Annotated in this window: 26 protein-coding genes; 20 read left to right on the forward strand and 6 right to left on the reverse strand. The window is 59.2% G+C overall.

Going from position 1 to position 18994, the window contains the following annotated elements; translation table 11 throughout:
• Positions 1-8: 8 nt before the first annotated feature.
• From ACFOM8_RS19965 to ACFOM8_RS19975, 3 genes are all read right to left on the reverse strand, one after another.
• Complete coding sequence (locus ACFOM8_RS19965; protein ID WP_377764031.1) at positions 9-587, reverse strand: hypothetical protein; 579 nt, start codon at positions 585-587, stop codon at positions 9-11.
• Positions 588-668: 81 nt separating this feature from the next.
• Positions 669-809, reverse strand: a complete 141-nt coding sequence (locus tag ACFOM8_RS19970; protein WP_158248082.1) for a hypothetical protein — start codon at positions 807-809, stop codon at positions 669-671.
• A 170-nt stretch (positions 810-979) separates the two neighbouring features.
• Positions 980-1600, reverse strand: a complete 621-nt coding sequence (locus ACFOM8_RS19975; RefSeq protein WP_377764033.1) for a helix-turn-helix transcriptional regulator — start codon at positions 1598-1600, stop codon at positions 980-982.
• A 183-nt stretch (positions 1601-1783) separates the two neighbouring features.
• Here ACFOM8_RS19975 and ACFOM8_RS19980 point away from each other — a divergent pair, with 183 nt between their 5' ends.
• The 18 genes from ACFOM8_RS19980 (at position 1784) to ACFOM8_RS20065 (ending at position 15123) form a co-directional block, all read left to right on the forward strand.
• Positions 1784-1948, forward strand: a complete 165-nt coding sequence (locus ACFOM8_RS19980; RefSeq protein ID WP_377764035.1) for a hypothetical protein — start codon at positions 1784-1786, stop codon at positions 1946-1948.
• An 11-nt stretch (positions 1949-1959) separates the two neighbouring features.
• Entirely contained in the window at positions 1960-2574 is a 615-nt protein-coding gene (locus ACFOM8_RS19985) for an acyl-homoserine-lactone synthase (RefSeq protein ID WP_377764036.1), read from the forward strand.
• A 213-nt stretch (positions 2575-2787) separates the two neighbouring features.
• Positions 2788-3141 carry a hypothetical protein gene (locus ACFOM8_RS19990; protein WP_377764038.1) on the forward strand — a complete coding sequence of 118 codons (354 nt, stop codon included), beginning with the start codon at positions 2788-2790 and terminating at the stop codon, positions 3139-3141.
• A 58-nt stretch (positions 3142-3199) separates the two neighbouring features.
• Positions 3200-3463 carry a hypothetical protein gene (locus ACFOM8_RS19995; protein WP_377764039.1) on the forward strand — a complete coding sequence of 88 codons (264 nt, stop codon included), beginning with the start codon at positions 3200-3202 and terminating at the stop codon, positions 3461-3463.
• A gap of 42 nt (positions 3464-3505) precedes the next feature.
• The gene (locus ACFOM8_RS20000; protein WP_377764041.1) at positions 3506-3898 is read left to right on the forward strand and encodes a hypothetical protein; all 393 of its coding nucleotides are present in this window, start codon (positions 3506-3508) and stop codon (positions 3896-3898) included.
• 28 nt (positions 3899-3926) lie between these two features.
• Entirely contained in the window at positions 3927-4535 is a 609-nt protein-coding gene (locus ACFOM8_RS20005) for a lytic transglycosylase domain-containing protein (protein ID WP_377764042.1), read from the forward strand.
• Between the two features lie 24 nt (positions 4536-4559).
• Positions 4560-4928: a TrbC/VirB2 family protein gene (locus ACFOM8_RS20010; protein ID WP_154765932.1), complete on the forward strand. Its 369-nt coding sequence runs from the start codon at positions 4560-4562 to the stop codon at positions 4926-4928.
• Between the two features lie 7 nt (positions 4929-4935).
• Positions 4936-5217, forward strand: coding sequence for a type IV secretion system protein VirB3 (locus tag ACFOM8_RS20015; protein ID WP_377764043.1), 282 nt, complete (start codon positions 4936-4938; stop codon positions 5215-5217).
• The gene (locus ACFOM8_RS20020) at positions 5207-7645 is read left to right on the forward strand and encodes a VirB4 family type IV secretion/conjugal transfer ATPase (RefSeq protein WP_377764045.1); all 2439 of its coding nucleotides are present in this window, start codon (positions 5207-5209) and stop codon (positions 7643-7645) included. The genes ACFOM8_RS20015 and ACFOM8_RS20020 overlap by 11 nt, the downstream gene beginning before the upstream one ends.
• Entirely contained in the window at positions 7642-7785 is a 144-nt protein-coding gene (locus tag ACFOM8_RS20025) for a hypothetical protein (RefSeq protein ID WP_377764046.1), read from the forward strand. Before ACFOM8_RS20020 ends, ACFOM8_RS20025 begins: the two co-directional genes overlap by 4 nt.
• Entirely contained in the window at positions 7782-8933 is a 1152-nt protein-coding gene (locus ACFOM8_RS20030) for a lytic transglycosylase domain-containing protein (RefSeq protein WP_377764048.1), read from the forward strand. The genes ACFOM8_RS20025 and ACFOM8_RS20030 overlap by 4 nt, the downstream gene beginning before the upstream one ends.
• 50 nt (positions 8934-8983) lie before the next feature.
• Positions 8984-9724: a type IV secretion system protein gene (locus ACFOM8_RS20035; protein WP_377764049.1), complete on the forward strand. Its 741-nt coding sequence runs from the start codon at positions 8984-8986 to the stop codon at positions 9722-9724.
• A gap of 7 nt (positions 9725-9731) precedes the next feature.
• Positions 9732-10400, forward strand: coding sequence for a virB8 family protein (locus ACFOM8_RS20040; RefSeq protein ID WP_377764051.1), 669 nt, complete (start codon positions 9732-9734; stop codon positions 10398-10400).
• The gene (locus ACFOM8_RS20045; protein WP_377764053.1) at positions 10397-11110 is read left to right on the forward strand and encodes a TrbG/VirB9 family P-type conjugative transfer protein; all 714 of its coding nucleotides are present in this window, start codon (positions 10397-10399) and stop codon (positions 11108-11110) included. Before ACFOM8_RS20040 ends, ACFOM8_RS20045 begins: the two co-directional genes overlap by 4 nt.
• A 401-nt stretch (positions 11111-11511) precedes the next feature.
• Positions 11512-12612 (forward strand): TrbI/VirB10 family protein, encoded by a 1101-nt coding sequence (locus tag ACFOM8_RS20050; RefSeq protein ID WP_377764054.1) that lies wholly within the window; start codon positions 11512-11514, stop codon positions 12610-12612.
• The gene (locus tag ACFOM8_RS20055) at positions 12612-13586 is read left to right on the forward strand and encodes an ATPase, T2SS/T4P/T4SS family (protein ID WP_377764056.1); all 975 of its coding nucleotides are present in this window, start codon (positions 12612-12614) and stop codon (positions 13584-13586) included. Before ACFOM8_RS20050 ends, ACFOM8_RS20055 begins: the two co-directional genes overlap by 1 nt.
• A complete protein-coding gene (locus ACFOM8_RS20060) occupies positions 13583-14110 on the forward strand; it encodes a hypothetical protein (protein ID WP_377764057.1) in 528 nt (175 codons plus the stop codon). Before ACFOM8_RS20055 ends, ACFOM8_RS20060 begins: the two co-directional genes overlap by 4 nt.
• The gene (locus tag ACFOM8_RS20065; RefSeq protein ID WP_377764059.1) at positions 14110-15123 is read left to right on the forward strand and encodes a type IV secretion system protein; all 1014 of its coding nucleotides are present in this window, start codon (positions 14110-14112) and stop codon (positions 15121-15123) included. The genes ACFOM8_RS20060 and ACFOM8_RS20065 overlap by 1 nt, the downstream gene beginning before the upstream one ends.
• Before the next feature lie 248 nt (positions 15124-15371).
• On the opposite strand, the gene ACFOM8_RS20070 is transcribed toward ACFOM8_RS20065, so the two are convergent.
• Positions 15372-15683 carry an H-NS histone family protein gene (locus ACFOM8_RS20070; RefSeq protein WP_377764060.1) on the reverse strand — a complete coding sequence of 104 codons (312 nt, stop codon included), beginning with the start codon at positions 15681-15683 and terminating at the stop codon, positions 15372-15374.
• A 98-nt stretch (positions 15684-15781) separates the two neighbouring features.
• Positions 15782-16558, reverse strand: coding sequence for an exodeoxyribonuclease III (xth, locus tag ACFOM8_RS20075; protein ID WP_377764062.1), 777 nt, complete (start codon positions 16556-16558; stop codon positions 15782-15784).
• Positions 16559-16824: 266 nt separating this feature from the next.
• Here xth and ACFOM8_RS20080 point away from each other — a divergent pair, with 266 nt between their 5' ends.
• Entirely contained in the window at positions 16825-17112 is a 288-nt protein-coding gene (locus tag ACFOM8_RS20080) for an HU family DNA-binding protein (RefSeq protein WP_377764063.1), read from the forward strand.
• Positions 17113-17370: 258 nt separating this feature from the next.
• Here ACFOM8_RS20080 and ACFOM8_RS20085 read toward each other — a convergent pair whose 3' ends face one another.
• A complete protein-coding gene (locus ACFOM8_RS20085; protein WP_377764064.1) occupies positions 17371-18216 on the reverse strand; it encodes a putative phage abortive infection protein in 846 nt (281 codons plus the stop codon).
• A 155-nt stretch (positions 18217-18371) separates the two neighbouring features.
• On the opposite strand from ACFOM8_RS20085, the gene ACFOM8_RS20090 reads away from it, so the two are divergent.
• Positions 18372-18977, forward strand: a complete 606-nt coding sequence (locus tag ACFOM8_RS20090) for a restriction endonuclease (RefSeq protein WP_377764066.1) — start codon at positions 18372-18374, stop codon at positions 18975-18977.
• Positions 18978-18994 lie beyond the last annotated feature (17 nt).

An 18994-nucleotide genomic window follows, 5' to 3' on the forward strand; every position in this document is an offset into this window, starting at 1 on the left:
GTGATTCATCAGTAGCTCACCCATTCCGTCATGGATGCGCCCGTGTAGTCCTGCATCCGAACCACGATGCTCCTGAAACCTCGGCCATACTCGTCCTGAAACCCTTTGCCCGTCCGCTGCCTGATCGTGTCATCCAGCCATTCGGGCAAGGCATTGTCATTGGAAGGAAATCGGACCCACTCACCAGACGAAGGCGCATATCCGTAGCGAACCGTGCTGGTGTAAACGTCTCGCCCTCCGCTACCGCTTGTCACATGCTTGGAAAGCTGCCACAGTTCGATGGCATCACGATACTGGGCGACCTCGGGCGGGATGCTGTCAGATCCACCTCCACCTCCACCTGGCAGGCTCACGTTGTGACTGCCCATAGGGCATCGCCACAGTTGCAAGGGCGGTTCAACCGGCCAAGGCGTGATGCGACGTATAAACTCGGCCTTGGCTGCACTGCACTCTGCCGAGGCGGGGAAACCGCCTGCCAGACAAAGCAGGATGGCGCAGTCGATCGGGTAGGCGCTGGCCTGCTTGGCTGAAGAAAAGGCAGTCAGACCTAGAACCGCTACACTGGCGAAGAAATTTCGGGGGTTCATCGTCGGTCGCCGGAGCTGTTGCAAAGGTCAACAGATAAATACATATCTGCAACAATATTGCAATGTTCTATGTGGCCTTGCTTAGTCGGCTAACCAAGGCTGGCTTCTCTTGAGGTCTGCCAGACGTTGCGGCGAAGGGGGAACGATCCACATCATCTGCGTGTCGCCGTTGTCCCAGCGGTAGAGCCATCCGCTCGCATCGTGCAGGTCGATCTTCTGCATAGGTTCGGCATAGAGGCGTGGCATAGACATGGGCGAGGACCTGCTTGTAGTAAGTCCGGTCACCGTTAACCCGTGGTTAACCGACGAAAAGCAGAAACTTCAGGAAGTAGCTTTTGGGATATATCCATCAGCTACTTTGGCAAGAGCAAGCAAAAACTCGCTGCTTTGCTTCAGATGAAGTTTCGGGCTACAGCAATGGCGACAGCTTGGGTTCGGGTCTTTGCGCCAAGCTTGGAGCACGCTTTTTGAGCGCGTTGCGTCACGGTCGCTTCAGCGATGCCAAGTTTTTCTGCAATGGCCCGCTGCCCCAGTCCATCCCTTAGCCCTGCTAGAACATCAAGTTCCCCTGCTGTCAGGGACGCGCGGTTCAGAACAAGGTCTGTCCAGTGGTTAAACTTGGTGACAACCTTGATAATCTCATCGTCAGCAAACTCCCTGCTCGGATGCGAGAGAGTGAGAAACGAGCGTTTGAGGTCAGTCTTCCGGGATATCGCAACCCCGAAGTTCAGGCCAAACTGTTGGGCGGCGTGCATGAACGGCATGTCGAGGGCGGACTTCTTCACGTCTGACCAGCGAACCCACCCTTCCTGCTCGATCGTCCAGCGGGCGACCGGGTCCGAGAAAAAGTAGTTCCGCTCCTGGTAGATGTCCCGCCACTTGTCGGGGTAGGCGTTGTGTAGGTGCTCTGGTCCTTGATAGGTCAGGTTGAAGCCCATAATCCAGCCTGACGGCGCCAAGTTGTGTAAGGCGTCAATTTCTTGGTCGAAGTGTGGGATCAAGTCGTGCAGCATGTGGTCCTCATGGTCTCACGCGACCTTTGTAGCTTTTCAGATATATCGAAAAGCCACTTTTGCACTTTTGTGCGAGACATACCAAGTCCGAGTGGTTTTAGTAAGGCATCCACAACACGGAAGCTAGATATGGTCTCAGCTTGGAAGAACAAAAAGATAGCTGACGCAGAGTTCAGCAAGGACATGGTTGAGACCATTCTGCAGTATTTCGAAACCTATGCTGATGAAGAGGGTGTCCTGACGGTTGAAGTCAGGGAGCATGGGTTATGGGTTCCGAATCCTGTCCGTGGCCTCCCGCCGCAGTTCATCGGCCTTGCCCGGTTACCAGCAGGCGTGGCGAAGCAGTAAGGAGCTTTTTTGTGTCAGAAGAACGGCTCATCACCGTCGAGATCGTGACACTGCCTGGTCAGATTTCACGCTTCCATTTGGTGCATGACTACATGAAGCTGCGCAAAGCGGTTTTCATTGATCGCATGTCCTGGCCTCTTGGTCAGACGGAGGGGCTGGAATTTGATCAATATGACACCTTCGACACGACCTATGTTGTCGCCCACAGGGGCGGTGAAGTCTTAGGTGGGGCCAGGATCAAGCCTACGGACAAGCGCCAAGCCTGCGGAAACAGCATGTATGAATACATGATCCGCGATGCCTATAGGGGCCTTCTGCCCGGTATGCCGGTCAATCTTTGCAACGATGCTCCCCCGCTTTCGCCGGATGATTGGGAGCTGACCAGACTTGTGACCCTTCCCGTCAAGGGAGTGGCCGAGAAGATCCTGGAGGCAGCCAATGACTACCTGTTCCAAGTCGGAGCGAAGGGCTGTCTGTTCCTTGGGCCGCCCGCATTCTTGCGCATGGCAGAACGGCTAGGCTGGTCCCCGCAGAAGCTCGGCAATGTTGTTGAAAACGAGGATGGGAAGTTCCTGGCTTTTGCTTGTTCAGTTCGCGCACCACACTCAGCCGCAGCTAGCAACTGACAGGCTAGAGAACAAAGTAGCAATCTTGAAGCGAAAACAGAAGCCATGCCAAGGAACCGTGTTCCTTGGCATTTTCGGCTTATCTGTATAGATTTGCGCCGCAGATAAGAAAGCAGCGCACATCAAGAATACCTCTTGATAACAGATATGCAATTTTGTATCAACCTTGCAGTATCACTGCGAGGTTGTCCACTTGTGAAAGGCTGGCCAGCGGTGACGACCCCGATCAACTATGAAGAAGCACCGAATGTGGTCAGCGAAGAAGGTTGCAGGAAGCTCGTGGCTTCAGGATGGCAGTTACAGGTTTTCTGCGCGGGTTCAGCCGAGAAGAAACACCAGAACTACTTTGGGACATGGGGCATCAGGATCATCTCGCCTGACGGCACCTATGAACGAACGCTTGTTACAGCCCGCAAGGATATGCAGATGCGGATGTTCAAGACGGTCAACGGCCTCATTGCCTTCCTGTATGACCTTAATGTCAAAGTTCCCAGTATCCCGCTGGAACAAGGAATGCGTGCCCTTCAGCCTGTCATCAGGGGAGAGGTCTCTCCAAGCTCGACCTAGCACGCGCCCCCAGACAGGGCTTTGCAAAGTAAAGCTGGCTTTCCTTGTCGTAGCCGGTTTGCTGCCGCTTTCCACCCATGCGCAGCCCGCGCCTGTTCAGCAGGTGCCGGGACACTGCATCTACCCGTCTCAGCCGCTTGTTGATGAGGCAAGCCTGCACGCCCTGGATCTCACGATGGGCGAAGAACTGGCTCGTTTCATGAACGAGGCCCAGGCTTACAGCCAATGCCTCGACGCAACCAAGCAGCAGCTCAACAGCGAGGTCGATCAATACATGCAACAGTATCGAGAGGCGCATCCTATGGTCGACACAGAGTATTGACCACCGATGCAGAGTAACGTGCAACCGTAAGCCGCCTGTGTCATGAGTTTTGCAGGACTCAGACAATTCAGAGCGGCCAGAATGTATCGTTTGGAAAGTGGCGCGAGCGAAGCGGGCTTTAGAGAGTATCTGATCGGAAGCGGAAGGCTCCTGATCCTGTGCACCGAAGATGCGGTCCCCACGCGCGGCAATTTCCAGGGAGGCTGGCAATTCTATGCCCTCAACCCCCGAACGGGAAAATGGGCCGTCCTCAATCTGTTCCGACCTCGCCGTGGGGTAACGCCCCCGCGTGTGGTCAAGACTGTCAACGGTGCGTGCAGTTTCATGAAGGACGTAGGGTTTCCAGCCGGGATAATTCCATTTGGAGTTGGGTCCGGTGTTGAAACAAGCAAGTCTGGCGATATGCGCTTTATTGGCAGCGTGGCCTTCGACTGAAGCAGCGGCGCAATCGGCCGGAAACGGAATGGTTCTCGTTCTGAACCACGCATCCGGCAGCTTTGAGAGGCAAAGATCAAGTTCCTCCTTTGCCCGTCACTTCGGGCCGGGGGGTGTTCCGCTCCTGTCCGAAGTGCCTGAACCAGACCTTCCGGCCGAACAGATGATGCACCTGGCTCCTGTGCGGACGCCGCGCGTCATCCCGAAGCCGGAGGTTCTGGCCGCGATTGATGACGTCGGGATACGCTATGCCGGTCATCCCTCCCTTCGCGCGGCGGGCATGAGCGTCACCGAATGGCTGTCCTTCTTCCGCGCGAACATCGAGATTGAAAGCGGCTATCGCCAAACTGCCGTCAGTTCGGTGGGGGCGATTGGCCTGGGCCAGCTCATGCCCGCCACAGCGGCCAAGCTCGGCGTCAATCCTCATGACATGCACCAGAACCTCGATGGCTCGGCACGCTACATGCTGATGCTGCTCGGCCGGTTCGGGTCCAAGGAACTTGCGCTTGCGGGCTACAATGCTGGTCCCGGCGCGGTCGAGAAATACGGGGGCATCCCCCCGTATCGGGAAACACAAGGTCACGTCCGCAAGGTCATGTCCGTGTTTCAAAAGCTGACTTTAGCAACCGCAGAATAGGAGTCTTCCATCATGACCTCTGCAATGCAGGCCGTTTGGCCGGCACGATCTTCTATTGCCTGCGCCCAAGGGGTTCATGCCGCACCGCGCGTCCTGGACACCTGGGCGAAAGTCTCGCTGGTGATGCTATTGGCAGCTGCTTTCATGCTGCTGTGGAGCGAACCGGCGCTAGCGCAGGCGATCAACCTCAACCCGATCCAGACCTTCCTGAACAGCATCGTCACGGCGCTGACGGGCACCCTGGGCAAGACCATCGCCACCCTGGCGCTCGTCTGCGTCTTTATCGGCTGGTTCATGGGCTACATCGAAATGCGCACGGCGATCTATGTGCTTGTCGCCATCGTGTTCGTGGGTTCCGCCGCGACCATCGTGAACTCCCTCTGGGGCGCATGACGGGGGTATGACGGTGGAAAACGATACGGTCTATCGGGGACTTCTTCGCCCGGCCAAGCTGTTCGGCCTGCCTCTGACCTCCGCCGTCATCCTTCTTGTGACGGTGCTGCTCGGGTTCATGTGGGCGGAAAGCTTTTGGGCCCTGGCATCCATCATCGTCTTTTATCCGGCCCTCTACGGGCTGGCTAAATGGGACCCGAACTTCTTCGACGTCATCACCAGGACGCTCAGGAACTTCGGGCCATCCAAAAATCGCAAAGTGTGGGGCGGAGACTCCTATGAGCCGTAACGACAAAAAGCCGATGGCGACAGGCTTCAAGCGGCTGTTCAACTCCCGGCATGGGAAGGCGGTGTTCCCGCGCGCCATGAAGGATGAGGCGCAATTCGAGGCGTTCCTGCCTTTCGTGTCCTTGCAGGCCGATGACAGAACGATCCTGACGCGCGGGGGCGAGCTAATCCAGTGCATCCGCGTCGATGGCCTCAATTCGATGACGGCAAGCGACCGCGACATTGCGCTCCTGAAGGAAACCGTGGCCGAACTTTTGGCGCAGCAGGGCGAACGGTATTCGGTCTATGTCCACAAGATCAGCCGCCCCTTCAAGGCGACCCTCGCCCCGGTCGAAACTGGCGGCTTCGCCCAGGAGGTCGATGCGGCCTGGACGCGGGTTGTGGCAGACCGGACGCTGCGCGACAAGACCCTGACCATCAGCATCATCAACCGCCCCGCTGGCCTCTTTGGCAGTCTTTCGGCGGGCGACAAGCTGAAGGAAATCTTCTCGCGCAAGCGCAAGTCTGACGCGCTGCAAGCCTTTATCGCCAACAAGGCCGAACGGCTGACGGACCTCGATGAAACGGTGGGCGTGGTTGTCGCCACCCTCGCGCACCTCAAGGCGCATGTCCTGACCGGGGCCTTGGGCGAACTCATCGGCTTTCTCGAAGGCATCGGCACCGGCATCGAGCTTCCCGCCTTTCCAGGCAATGACCTGGGCGTCCTCGCCCGCAGCGTCTGCAACTATCGCGCCACCTTCCGGGGAACGCGAGTGCATGTGACGGGCGGCGTGGTCCCCAACCGCGTGGGCCATGTGTTCACGATCAAGAATTATCCGACCGGCACCTTCCCCGGTATGTTCGATGAACTGAACCTGCCGATCGATATGGTGATTACCAATTCCTTTGTGCCGATCAGCGATGACCGGGCCAGCGAATTGATCCGCCGCAACCTCGAACAGCGGCGCGGCTCGGGCGATGCGGCGGAAACCGACCAGCAGATGCTGCGCGAAGGCCGCAACAAGGTTGCCTCGGGTCTGGAAACCCTTGGCTCCCATCACATGACGGTTGCCATCTATGCCGAGGACGAAAAGACCCTCGCGCGGGCAGCGGCCGATGTGCGCCAGATCGCGCAGGAAACCGGCACCAAGATCATCACCGAAGCCTTTGCCGGTCAGGGCCATTACTTCGCGCAATGGCCGGGCAACGCGACCTATCGGGCGCGCACCGGCCTTGTCAGCAATCATGTCTTTGCGGGCATGGCGGCGCTGCACCGCACGCCGACCGGCCTGACGGGCGACCTTCTGCCCTGGGGCACGCCCCTCTCGGTGTTCCCGACCCCGGAAAAGAGCGGCTATCTGTTCTCCTTCCATCCTGCAGGCGAGCCGGACAAGGAACCGCCTGCCGGTCATACCGTGATCTTCGGGCCGTCCAGCGGCGGCAAGTCGGTGCTGATTTCCTTCCTGATGACGCAGGCGCAGCGGGTGGGTGCGAGGGTCTTTGCCTTCGACTACCTGCGCGGCCTTGACGTTCAGATCGAGGCCCTGGGCGGCAGCTACACCACAATCTCGCCGCACCAGCCCACGGGGCTGAACCCGCTTTATGCGGAAACCGACATGGCCGGTCAGGCATGGCTCAGCGAATGGCTGACCGCCCTTCTCAACCGCACGGACCGCCCGCTGTCGCCGGTCCAGACGCAGCAGCTTCATGATGCGGTCGTGCAAACCGCGACGGCCCCGGATCATCTGCGCAACTTCGACGGCTTTCCGTCGCTCTTCCGTCACCTCGACGACAACGGCGATCTGGAACAGCGGGTGCGGGAATGGGCGCCGGGAGGCCGCTACGGGTGGGTGTTCGGCGGCAACAAGGCCGACAACTTCGCCCTCGATCAGAATGTCATGGGCTTTGACATGACGGCGGTTCTCGACTCCGACAATGAGAAGGAGCGCACCGCGATCCTGGGCTACATCTTCCAGCGACTTGAGCGAAAGCTGCAAGACCGCCAGCCCACGATCATCGTCATTGACGAAGCCTGGAACTCCCTCGCCACCGAATACTTTGCCGACAAGCTGGAAAAGTGGCTGGTCACGGCGCGAAAGCTCAATGCCGTGGTCGTCATGGTCACGCAGTTTCCCTCGCAGCTCGACAAGAGCCGCGCAGGCGCAGCGATCCTGCAGGGCGTGCAGACGCAGGTGCTGATCCCGAACCGTGCGGCCTCGCCCGACAACTATGCGGCGCTACACCTGAATGACCGGGAAATGGGCATGGTTCTCGGCGCACCTCCCGGATCGCGCCTCGCGCTGATCCGCAACGCCTCGGCCTCTGTGGTCGTGGACGTGAACCTCTCGCCCTTGGGCGATCACCTCAAAATCCTCGGCGGCAGCAAGACGGGCCGTGCGGCCTTTGAAGCCTACCGTGCCCGCCTCCAGACAAAGGAAGAAATCGCATGAAGTCCGTTCTGATGATCTGTGTGCTGGCCTTCACCGTCTCGGCCTGCGCCAGCACGCAACCGGCCCGCTCGTCCTGCTTCATGAATGGCAAGCCGGTCTGCACCTTCACGCCCCTTCAGGAACTGTGGGCCGAAGAATGATCGGGCGGGTCACACAGGCAGCGGCGCTTGCCGTGGCGGGCCTGAGCGCCAGCACGGCCCCCGCCCCGGCGCAGGGCGTTCCCATCATCGACCCAAACCTGCTGCGGCAGAACCTTGCGATCCTGGCCGAACAGGAACGCGACCTCGGCCGCCAGCAAGGCAGGCTGGAACGCTCGAACGCCCTGTTGCAGATCGACGCGGACATTATCGCGGAACTGGACAAGCTGATCGAGGCGGGAAACCTGCCGGTGGACGGGACCGGCGACATGATCCAGACGCTGGAAGATGGGGCAGACCAGCCGGAGGCATCCGCTGACAGCCTCTACAATCCCGACGACACCAATCCAGGCGCGGGCAAGACCTTCGGGGATGCGGCGCTGACGGTGGAGGAAGTCATCATTGCCGGGTCCAAGGCCACCTACGGCCATGCCGGTGTGTCCAAGGCGGGGCTGTCGCAGGCGCAATGGCGGGCCTTGATCCAGGCGATGATCTGGCAGGAAAGCCGCTTCAACCCCCATGCCGGGTCTCCGAAAGGAGCCTACGGCCTGACGCAGCTCATGCCGGGGACGGCCAAGGACCTCGGGGTGGACCCCGACTACCGGACCAACCCTTATTCGCAGGTTTATGGCGGGGCGACCTATCTGGCGCGGATGCTGTCGATGTTTAACGGCAACATCGTTCTCTCGCTTGCCGCCTACAATGCGGGGCCAGGCAACGTGCAGAAGTACGGCGGTGTGCCGCCCTTCAAGGAAACGCAGCACTACGTCCAGGTGATCCCTAGCAAGTATAACGAGTATCTGGCGGCCATCGGCGGCGTGGACGCGCTTGGCACCATTGCGCCGGTCGATGCGGCAGGGGCCAACCTCGCCATGATGGGCGATGGTGCGTCCGCCTATGGCGGCAACATGGCTCAAGAGATTGCCGCCATCGCGCATCGCCTCAAGGCGATCCTGAGCCAGATGGAGCAGAACCAGAACCCCACGCAAGCCTGGGCGCTGAACAGCTACGCGCGGGCAGAAATGGCCCGGATCATGACGCTTCGGGTCCGGGTGCGTGCGGCCAACACCAAGACGGTCAGCGCCGAGGCTTTGCAGCAAGCCGCGGCCCACGCCGAAGAGCGCAATTACATGACATTCTCGAACGATTGAGGTTCACGATGCTTTTCCAGAACATGGCTCGTATCGGAAAAACCGGTGGGGTGTTGGTGGCACTTTGCACCGCGCCCGCAGCCTTGGCGCAGGGCGTCCCGACCATCGACGGGCAGAACACCTTGCAGACCATCAAGCAGCTTGAAGCCATGCTGCGCGATGCCGGGGTGCAGTCCGATCTTCTGTCCAATGCCGTGGAGCAGGTCGAACAGTTGCAGGCGCAGCTTTCGCAGTTGCAGGACATTTACGGGCAATTCAACGGCACCCGCGACATTGTTGATCTGGCAATGGGCGGCAACCTCGACGGCTTGCTCGATGGAAACATGACCGATGTGCTTGGCACGATCCAGGGCGGCATGACCGGCAACTGGGGCGGCTTCACACCGGCCAAGGGCGACACGCTGACCAAGGGGGTGGAAACCGCGCTGACCACAGGCGGGCTAAGCCAAGAGAAAGTCACCGGCATGGCGTCCTCGGGCGTGCCCGGCGCGCAAAGGGTGGCGGCGCAAGCCTCGGGCGGCGCGGTTCTCGCAGCGTCCGCCGAACAGACCTATGCGGAAACCTCGTCCTCGCTGGAACGGGTCAACACGCTTGTCGCCATGACGCAAGGTAGCGCGGACATTAAGGAGTCGATCGACCTCAACACGCGGATGCTGGCCGAACTCTCGGTGCAGCTCGCCAAGTTGCTCGAACTGCAATCCATCGAGGCCGTCTACAACGGCCAGGCGGGTGTCCTCTCGGCCGCGACCATTGCCGAGGAACGCGCCTACATGACCTTCTCGAACGAGTGATCCAGCCATGAGCAACGTAAAGGATGTGTTCGAGGAAGAACTGATCTACGGCGCACGCGGGGAAGCCGCGATGTGGAAACGCATCGCCTTCATCACCTCGGGCTTCGGTGTCGCCGGCTGTCTGGCTGCGGCCATGGTGGCCCTCTTCATCGACAAGCCGCCCCCTGCCCTGGTGCCCTTTGATCCGACAACGGGCGTGGCGCTGCCGATGGCGAATGTCGGCACGATCAGCCTCGCGGAACGCGAGGCGGTGATGCAGTCGCTGGTCTATGCCTATGTGCGCGACCGCGAAACCTACAACCAACTCGACAATGACCTGCGCATCGAAGGCGTCTTTGCCCGCTCCACGGGTCAGGCCGCTAAGTCGCTCCAGGATCTGTGGAACGAACAAAACCCGGAGTTTCCACCCAAAATCTACGGGAAAAACGCCCGCATCGACGTGGCCGTGTCCTCGATCTCGGACATTGGCAACAACCGCGCGCAGGCCCGCATCACCAAGCGCCTGACAACGGTGGACGGCGTGACGGAGGGCACCTTCGTCGTCACGCTGGCCTATGACTATGACCCCTCGACGCTGCGCAGCCTCGATGGGGTCTGGTCCAACCCCTTCGGCTTCACGGTCAGCAACTACAGCGTGGCCGCCGAACGGTTCCGGGATGAGGGAGACACCCAATGAAAGCATGGTTGATCGCAGCCGCGCTTGGCGCGGCGACCTGGGCGGCACCGGCCTTGGCCGAAGTCACGCCCTCGGCTGGGCGGCATGACTCGCGCGTCCGCAATGCCGTTTATCAGGATGGGCAGGTTTACCGCGTGAATGTGGGCATGATGCGCGTGACCTCCGTGGAGTTCGGCCCCGGTGAGGAAATCGTCAGCATCGTCGCGGGCGATACCGAAGGCTTCAACTTCGACGGTGTTCCGGGCGGACGGGCCTTGGTGGTCAAGCCGACCGTCGCAGGCGGGTCCACCAACATGACCGTCTATACCAATCGCCGCGCCTACTACCTGCATCTGAATGAAGTAGGGTCGCGGGCCGATTATGTGGTCCGCTTCGGTGGTGGCGTGGCCGCCCAAGCGCTTCGCACAGTTGCGGCGGAACCGCAGAACAAGCGGCTGAACCCGACAACGCCCTGGGGCGGTTACGGCGCCAGCAAGCGCAATGCCGCCCTGCCCTTGCAGGTTTGGGATGATGGTGACTTCACCTATTTCCGCTTTCCGCGCGGCGCGCAGCTCCCGGCGATCTTCAAAACCTCGTCAGGGCCAGAACGCACCGTCAACAGCACAACCCTCCCGGACGGCACCATTCGGGTGAGCGGCATCAGCCCCTATTGGGTGCTGCGGATCGCCGCGACTGAAACCGTCATCAAGCGACTGGATCCCCGGCCATGAGCGAACAGAACCAGAGCGAACAGAACCCCGCGGATCAGGTCCAGCCGGATCGGAGCCAACCGGAGCAGAGCCAGACCGAACAGAACAAGGGCGATCAGGATAATGCCCCTAAGGGCACCTCTGATCTTGAGGACGATACTGCCCGTCTTGCGGCAGAGGTGCAGGAGGCGCGGGCCAACAACCGGCGCGGCACGGTTAGCGGTGGAAAAGGCAGGCTTCTGGCAGGCACCGCCTTGGGCGGGGCATGTGCCCTGTTCATCGCCGTCATGTTCTGGCCGAAGGCTGACATGGCTGCGCAAGCGACCTTGCCGACCGGCCAACCTGCCGCGTTCCAGACGAACGAGGAACCCTTTGCCCGGATGCCCCTGCCCGCGCGGCGTGAGCCTGAACCCGATCCCCGGATGCTGGCGCAGATCGAGGCATTGGAGGCGGAAATCGAGCGGCTGCGCCAGCAGCCGCAGCAGGACGTGGAAATCACCGTAGAAGACGATGTGCCGCCTGTTGAGGACGCGCCGGTCGTCAGCAATGACCCTCAGATCGACAGTCTCTTGGCACAGGTCAGCCAGTTGCAAGACACGATGACCTCCATGCAGTTTGAAAATGCCAACATGATTGCCGACCGCGACCGGCAGCTTGCGCAGCTTCAGGCGCAGCTTGACGCGGCGCGGATCACCAGCGGAAACCCGGACCTCGGGACGATGGACGGGGAGGTCAATCGCCGCCGTGAGGCTGAAGAACTCTACCGCGCTCGCGCCGCCTCGCCCATGATCGCCTTTGGTGGCGGTGCTTCGGGCGGCGGTGGTGCGGCAGGCGTTCCGGGTGCGATGGAGGCGGCGGCGGCCATTCCCGGCATGGAAGGGTTGGACCCCAACCTGCGCAACCAAAGCCAGAACGAACGCTTTGCCCGCCAGCAGGCCGCACGCGCACCGATGGAGCGGGCCAAGGTCATCGCCAGCCCGGCCAACACCGTCCTGCAGGGCACGATGATTCAGGCGGTGCTGGAAACGGCCATCAACACCGACCTGCCGGGGGCCATTCGCGCCTTGGTCTCGGAAGACGTTCATTCCTATGACGGATCGCGCATCCTGATCCCGCGCGGGTCGCGGGTGATCGGGGCCTATAACGACAACACCGACCTCGGGCAGCGCCGCGCGATGATCGTCTGGAACAGGATCATCCTGCCCGACAACCATACCGTGGACATTGGGGCCTATGGTGGTGACGCCATCGGGCGTTCGGGCGTGGAAGGGGCCGTGAACACCCACTTCGGCGCACGCTTCGGCTCAGCCGCGCTGATTAGCCTGATCGGCCTCGCCCCTGCCATTGCTGTGGCTGATGACGACGACGACAGCACATCGGACGTGGCAGAGGCCATGTCGCAGAACATGATGGAGGCCACTTCCAGCGCCCTCGACGGCTACCTGAACCGCCAGCCGACCATTGCCATCAAGCAGGGCTCGCTTGTGACGATCATGGTTGATCGCGACCTGGAAATCCTCTGATGGGTTGGCTGGCCCACAAGCTGGACCGCTTCAAGCCGTGGCTGGATGATCCGGCCACGATTGAAGTCTCGGTCAACCCGGATCGCAGCATCTGGATCTTGAAGCGCGGCGACGTGCATATGAAGCCGACCGGGGAAAGGGTTGATCCGGGCTTCGGCCATTCCCTTGCCAACCAGATCGCGGGCGAGAACCAGGCGCAGACCGGCCGCAACAAGCTGCTTGTCTCCGCAACCGTGGCCTATCACGACAGGCCCATTCGGGCGCAGGCGGTCCTTGCGCCTGCCACGCCGCAGGAAGCGGCCCTCTCCTTCCGCCTCTTTGCCGCCCTGCCGATAGAGAAAATCGAATTGCGGTTCCTGCACGGCAAGCAGGTGGCTCTCGATGCGGAACGGACAAAGCGCAACGCCAGCCTTGCTGGACTGATCGAAGCTGGCGACCTCATGGCGGTGCTGCGCTTCTGCGTCGGTCACAAGCTGAACATCCTGATCTCGGGCGGGACGGACACTGGCAAGTCCGTGGAGCTGCGCAAGATCATCTCCATGATCCCGCAAGAGGAACGGATCATCACCATCGAGGACGCCCGTGAGCTGTTCCCCGACCAGCCGAACGCGGTGTCTCTCATTGCGGATCGGGGCGGCTCCACCAGGACGCCCGACATGCTGCTGGAAGCCACGCTTCGGATGCGCCCTGATCGGCTGATTGTGGGCGAGGTCCGGGGCAAGGAAGCCATGACCTTCCTTGAAGCCGTGAACACCGGGCATGGCGGGTCGATGACGACGATCCACGCGGAAACGCCGGAACTGGCGCTTGACCGGCTGGCGATTGCGGCTGGCCGTTCGGATGTTCGCATGAGCTACAACGATCTGCGAAACTATATCCTTCGCACCATCGACGTGATTATTCAGACGGGGCGCATTGGGGAAACGCGCGGCATCGCGCAGGTTTACATTCCGGCCATAGGAGACGCGGCATGAAGTGGGTGATTACGGGTATTCTGGCTGTTTCTGCCGCTGCGGCTTTGGCCGGTGGCACCATGATCCTATCGAATGACGACAGCGAAGCGTCTGCCGTCGCAATCCATTCAAAGGATGGTGGCGAAACGTCTCCTGCCGAGGCGATTGCCAAGGAACGCGCCTTCATGACCTTCTCGAATGACGGCAACAAGCCTGATGGTGGGTTCTATACCACGCCGGGCGGCTGCAATGCCCCGCGCCCTCCCACGGTTGAAGATCATCGGATACAGGGTGCGAGCTCCCTGCGCTTCATGGAAAGCTCCTATATCCATGAGGTTGCAGCCAATCTTGAGGCGGCGGATGGTAAATGCACCTGTGAATTGCGGTTCCCATCATGGGACGCAGCATTCAAGGACATGGAAGAGCGCTTCATGTCGTTGCCCGATGATGAAAGCAGCGAATGGGTCAGGGATTATGCTCGCACAGATCGGAGTCGCTTAACGCGCGAGGTCGATAAGATCTGCAAGGTGCAAGGTATCTACTGATGGGTATGATCGAGGGCTTTGTCAGCCGCGCCCAAGGCGAGTTGGACAATGTAGCGCAATCCAGCTTCGGGGCCGTGCTGGATGGAATGGGAACGCTCACGGCAACCATGGCGACCCTGGCCGTGGTCATGCTCGGCGTGAACATGGTCCTGCAATACCGGCCCATGTCGGCCGGACAGATTGTCGTCACCTTTATCAAGCTGATTGCCATAGGCAGTATTGGGTTGGTGTGGGGCCAGTTCAACCTGATCGCCAGTGCCGTTGAAGGTGGCGTGAACAGCATTGCCGCCAACCTGCTCGGAAAGTTCGGCGGCGGTGAAGTTCCGTCCAGTAACCTTGCCGCAGCAATGGATGCCTTCATTTCCGAGTTCTCGGACAAGATGAACAAGGTCATGGAGCCAATGGGCTGGATGGGAGGTGCCGTCATGAGCGTGCTGATTACCTTCAGCCTCGGCACCATTGCCGCCCTGGCCGCGCTGCTGCTGATCTTCGGTCAGGTGATGGTGACGATTTATCTCGGCATTGCCCCCATCTTCATCGCCTTGAGCATGTTCGAGGCCACGAAAGACTATTTCAATCGCTGGCTTCAAGGCGCGGTCAGCTACATGCTCTATCCTTTGGTCACGGCTGTCATGCTCGGCGGGCTGATCCGCATTGTCATGGGCTACGTTGAAACACTCAACTCGTCCCTGACCGAGAGTGTGGCCGACTTCATTCCCTTCCTTGCCTGCTTGATTATCATGGCGATCTGCACCCTTTGCATACCCATGATCGTCAGTTCCTTGAGCGGCATGATTATGTCCGTGACGCCCACGCAAGCCGCTATCGCGGCGGTCGGCGCGAAGGCGGCTGGATCTCTTGCCGGAAGAGCAGCGGCTAGCGGCCCTCCGGGTGGCGCCGCCGCATTTATCGGCCAGAAGGTAATGCAGAAGGGCGAAAGCTATGGCGAGCTTGCCTCAGCGGGGGCACGCAACCTCGCGCATCGAATAGCTGAACGCAGCGCCAGATACTGACATACAAATAACGACGAACTTAGGAGAGTTGGTGCAAGTGCCCTCACGTGAGGGAACAGACAAACGGCATCCTGTAAACGGGCGCCAATCCTTCACAAAAGAACTCATCCTAACTGGTAGCTACCAAGTAGTGTAGCTGATGCCATTGGACGCGGTGAGATAAGTTAAGCTCCACAAGGCGCGCGAGACATCCTGCAATTATGACTGAAAGGCGCGCTTCGCGCGCCTTTCAGTGCAACATGAGACGATTAAATCGCAAAATCTTCGAGCGACTTTCCGGCTTCCAGGGCTTCGGCAATCCAGCCGGGCTTTCGCCCGCGACCGCTCCAGGTCAGTTCGGGATTTTCGGGATGGCGGTATTTCGGCTCGGCCTTTTGCTTGGGGGGCTGTGCGGCCAGCATGTCTTCGAGCGAGGCAAAGCCTGCGGCCTTGGCAATCTCGGTCGCCTTCTGGATGGCGTCCTTTTTACGGCGGTTCTCGAAATCGGCAATGGCGGCTGCGGATTTCTTGTTGATCTCTTTCAGCTGCTCGAGTGACAGTTCGTTGTAATTGATGTCCATGATGATCTCCTTAGATGCCTGTCGCAATACAGAAAGCATCCTTGACAGGAAAGCCTCTCATCTGCCGAGTAGGTATGATCTTCAACGGAAAAATTGGATCACTCGCGAGCCAGGTCAATCCAGGCCGGCGCATGATCGCTGGCTTTCGAACGAGCTCGCATATCCTGATCAACACCGGCGTCCTTGAGCCTTGCTGCCAAATCGGGCGAGAGCAGCAGGTGATCGAGCCTCAGTCCGGCATTCCGCTCCCAGGCCTGACGCAGATAATCCCAGAAGGTGTAAACAGGCTTGTCGGGATGGATGGTCGCAATGGCATCACACCATCCTTGCTTCAGAAGAGACGCATAAGCCTTTCGGACCTCTGGCAGAAACAAAGCATCATTGCGCCAGCGGCCCGGATTATAGACATCGCGCTCGGCGGGAATGATATTGTAATCGCCTGCCAGGATCACCGGGACGTCCAGAGCGAGCAGCTGTTTTGCATGGGTGCTGAACTGCTTTAACCATGTGAGCTTGTAGTCCCATTTCGGACCCGGTGCGGGATTGCCATTGGGAGCATAAAGGCAGCCCACCAGCAGGCCATTCACCGCCGCCTCGATATAGCGGCTCTGGCTGGGATCGGGATCCCGCGACAAGCCACGGCGCGTGAGCACCGGCTCGCTGCCGCGCGACAGGATCGCCACGCCGTTCCAGCGGCTTTGCCCGTGCCACACGGAGGCGTAGCCGGCCTCTTGCAGCTGCCGCTCAGGGAACTTCGCCTGCGGCGCCTTCAACTCCTGTAGGCAGACGATGTCGGGCTGTGTCTCAGCCAGCCAGGCCAGCAGCGTCTCCAGCCGGCCATTGATGCCGTTGATGTTGTAGGTGGCGATCCGCATGGCCCTGCCCTTCCTCTCCCATCAGGTGCTCTGGCTTTGAGCCTCGTTACAGGCGCCGCCCGGCGCAGGGAGCGGGACGTCGTTTGCCGGCAGATTGTGCCGCCCTTGCACCTGCAACCGTCGGCACTTGCCGACGCCTCAAGCTCGTCTTGCAATAAGCATATCCCACGGGTCCCCTCACGGACCTTGGCCTAAATCGCATTGAGGTGGCAAAACCAGCCGACACGGGCTAACCCTACCCCAGATGTTAAAACGACAAGGAAAGAATGATGAAGCCGATGACCAAGACGGAGCTGCTTGCCACTCTGGCCGAAAAGTCTGGCATTGAGAAAAAGGATGTCTCTTCTGTCCTTGAGGCGCTCTCCGAGGTTGCGACCTCGATCGTGGCCCAGGGCGGCGCCCTCACCCTTCCTGGCTTGGGCAAGCTCGCCTGCCGGGATCGTCCCGAGCGACAGGTCCGCAATCCGTCAACAGGCGAGGCCATGACAAAGCCTGCCGATCGCGTGGTGAAATTTACGGTGGCCAAGGCTCTGAAGGACAGCGTCAACTCTTGACTGCTGCCGACCCCGGACATGGCTTGCTCCCGCATGAAGTGGGGGCAAGCCGAAAAGACAATGGGTCCCTTCGGAGCCGTCCCGCGCAACCCCAGATGATTGCCTATCGGCATCGATGGCTATCAACGGGTTTTATGGAACGGCTTAGAATGTTTCTGGCACCTTGGACACCGAGCAGCCCTTCAGGGATTTCCTGTCCCGCAGGTCTTTGGCCCAGCCCGCCCGGATGGCGTTGATCTCGCCAAACGCGTGATCAGGTTAACGCCCTTTAAATGCCTCCTCCGGATAGAGTTTCCGAAGCTCGTTTTTGACATTACCTTCTTGAGAATACTTTAGCATTCTATATTTTATTATGTAGTCCATTAGATCCTTTGACTCAGAAGACAGACCATTTAGTCCCAACAGGATAGCCTCCTGACTTGTCATTTGAGAACGAACAAGCCGACTATAATCAAGTTTCTCATTGCTAGAGAGATAAACGCTCGAATCAATTCTCTTTAGCAACGAATATATTGCACGGAAATATGGACTGAACTCAGGCTCATACCTGCGGTTGACCGTGACTCTATAAATCCTCTCAACCGTTCGCAAAGAAGAGGCACCAGAGCTTAATTGAGCTTCAAGGGATTTAGAAATCTCCAGAAACGCCGCCTTTATTGCCTCGACGCCTTTCTTTTCAGTAAAGTTCGACTGATCAGCGTGATCTATGACGCTGAAACCTCCTCCCGACATTCCTTTAAGCTTCCTGAAGGATGTCTTGGCAGCATCAGGCGAGAAGCGCAATTCGTTTCTAAGCTCACGAATTAGACCGAAAAGTTGAAAGAAAACTCTCTCAAATTCACTTTTTCCGTTTTCAACTTGCTGCCTACGTGAAAACTGGAGCTGCATATAGATGGTTGCACCTATCCCTACTAGGGCCATGCCAGAGAAGGCCGTATTTAAAGCAGAGAAAGAGTCCCCCCAGTCACCAAGACTTACTTTCTCTACGTGCAAGCCCATTTTAGTTCCAAGCGCAACAACAGCATCACCCCACCAAGCGCACAAAAAAATAACTGTGAGCGCTGCCAGGATCAAAGTCGCAATAAAGGTACTGTTCTTTTTCATTCATTATTCCCCGGCATGAAGAGCCGCGTTGATGGGACGTGATGGACAGCGGCTTCATCAGCCAACCCTGCACATGGTAGACACATAAAGGCCCTAATGGGCTTGTGAAAGACAATTGAAAGCAGTTGTATAGCTGAAATTACGAGAGGCCTGACATGAACCATCACATACGGGTTTGGGGCGTCCATATGGGCGAGCATGTTGGCAGCCGCCCCTTAGATGGTGATTACGTGGCGATCGGCTGGACTGCCTTGGGCGACCTACGGCAGTACCCAGATCGGGAGGCCCTAAAAGCGGCTTTGTTACAGTACTACCCTGACAAGAAGGCGGGATCTCGGCCCGTCGATGCAGGTATTCTCTACCGTTTCACGTACGAGATGAAGGCGGGTGACATTGTAGTTTACCCTTCAAAGCACGACCGCATGGTCAATATCGGGCGCTTCACAGGAGCGTTCGACCACGTGGCCGACGATCCTGATGACTACCCGAACCGCCGCCAGGTTAGTTGGCTGGGCCACTTCCCGCGCAACGATTTTAGCCAGAGCGCGCTCAACGAGATTGGAGCCTATATCACCATCTTCCTGATCCAAGGAAGTGCGGGTGAATTCCTTGCAAAGATCGGCTTGGCCGAACCAATCGAAACAGTGGCAGCGATTGAGCCGATTGGAGAAATACCGGACGACGACACAGCGACCGTTGCGGGGCTCTGTTGCACAAATCGCGTGAGGGATTCATCTCGTGAATCCAGCGTGGTAGCTTGACTGCATGAGCAGACCGA

Source organism: Paracoccus angustae (genome assembly GCF_042648745.1).
Lineage (GTDB): Bacteria > Pseudomonadota > Alphaproteobacteria > Rhodobacterales > Rhodobacteraceae > Paracoccus > Paracoccus angustae.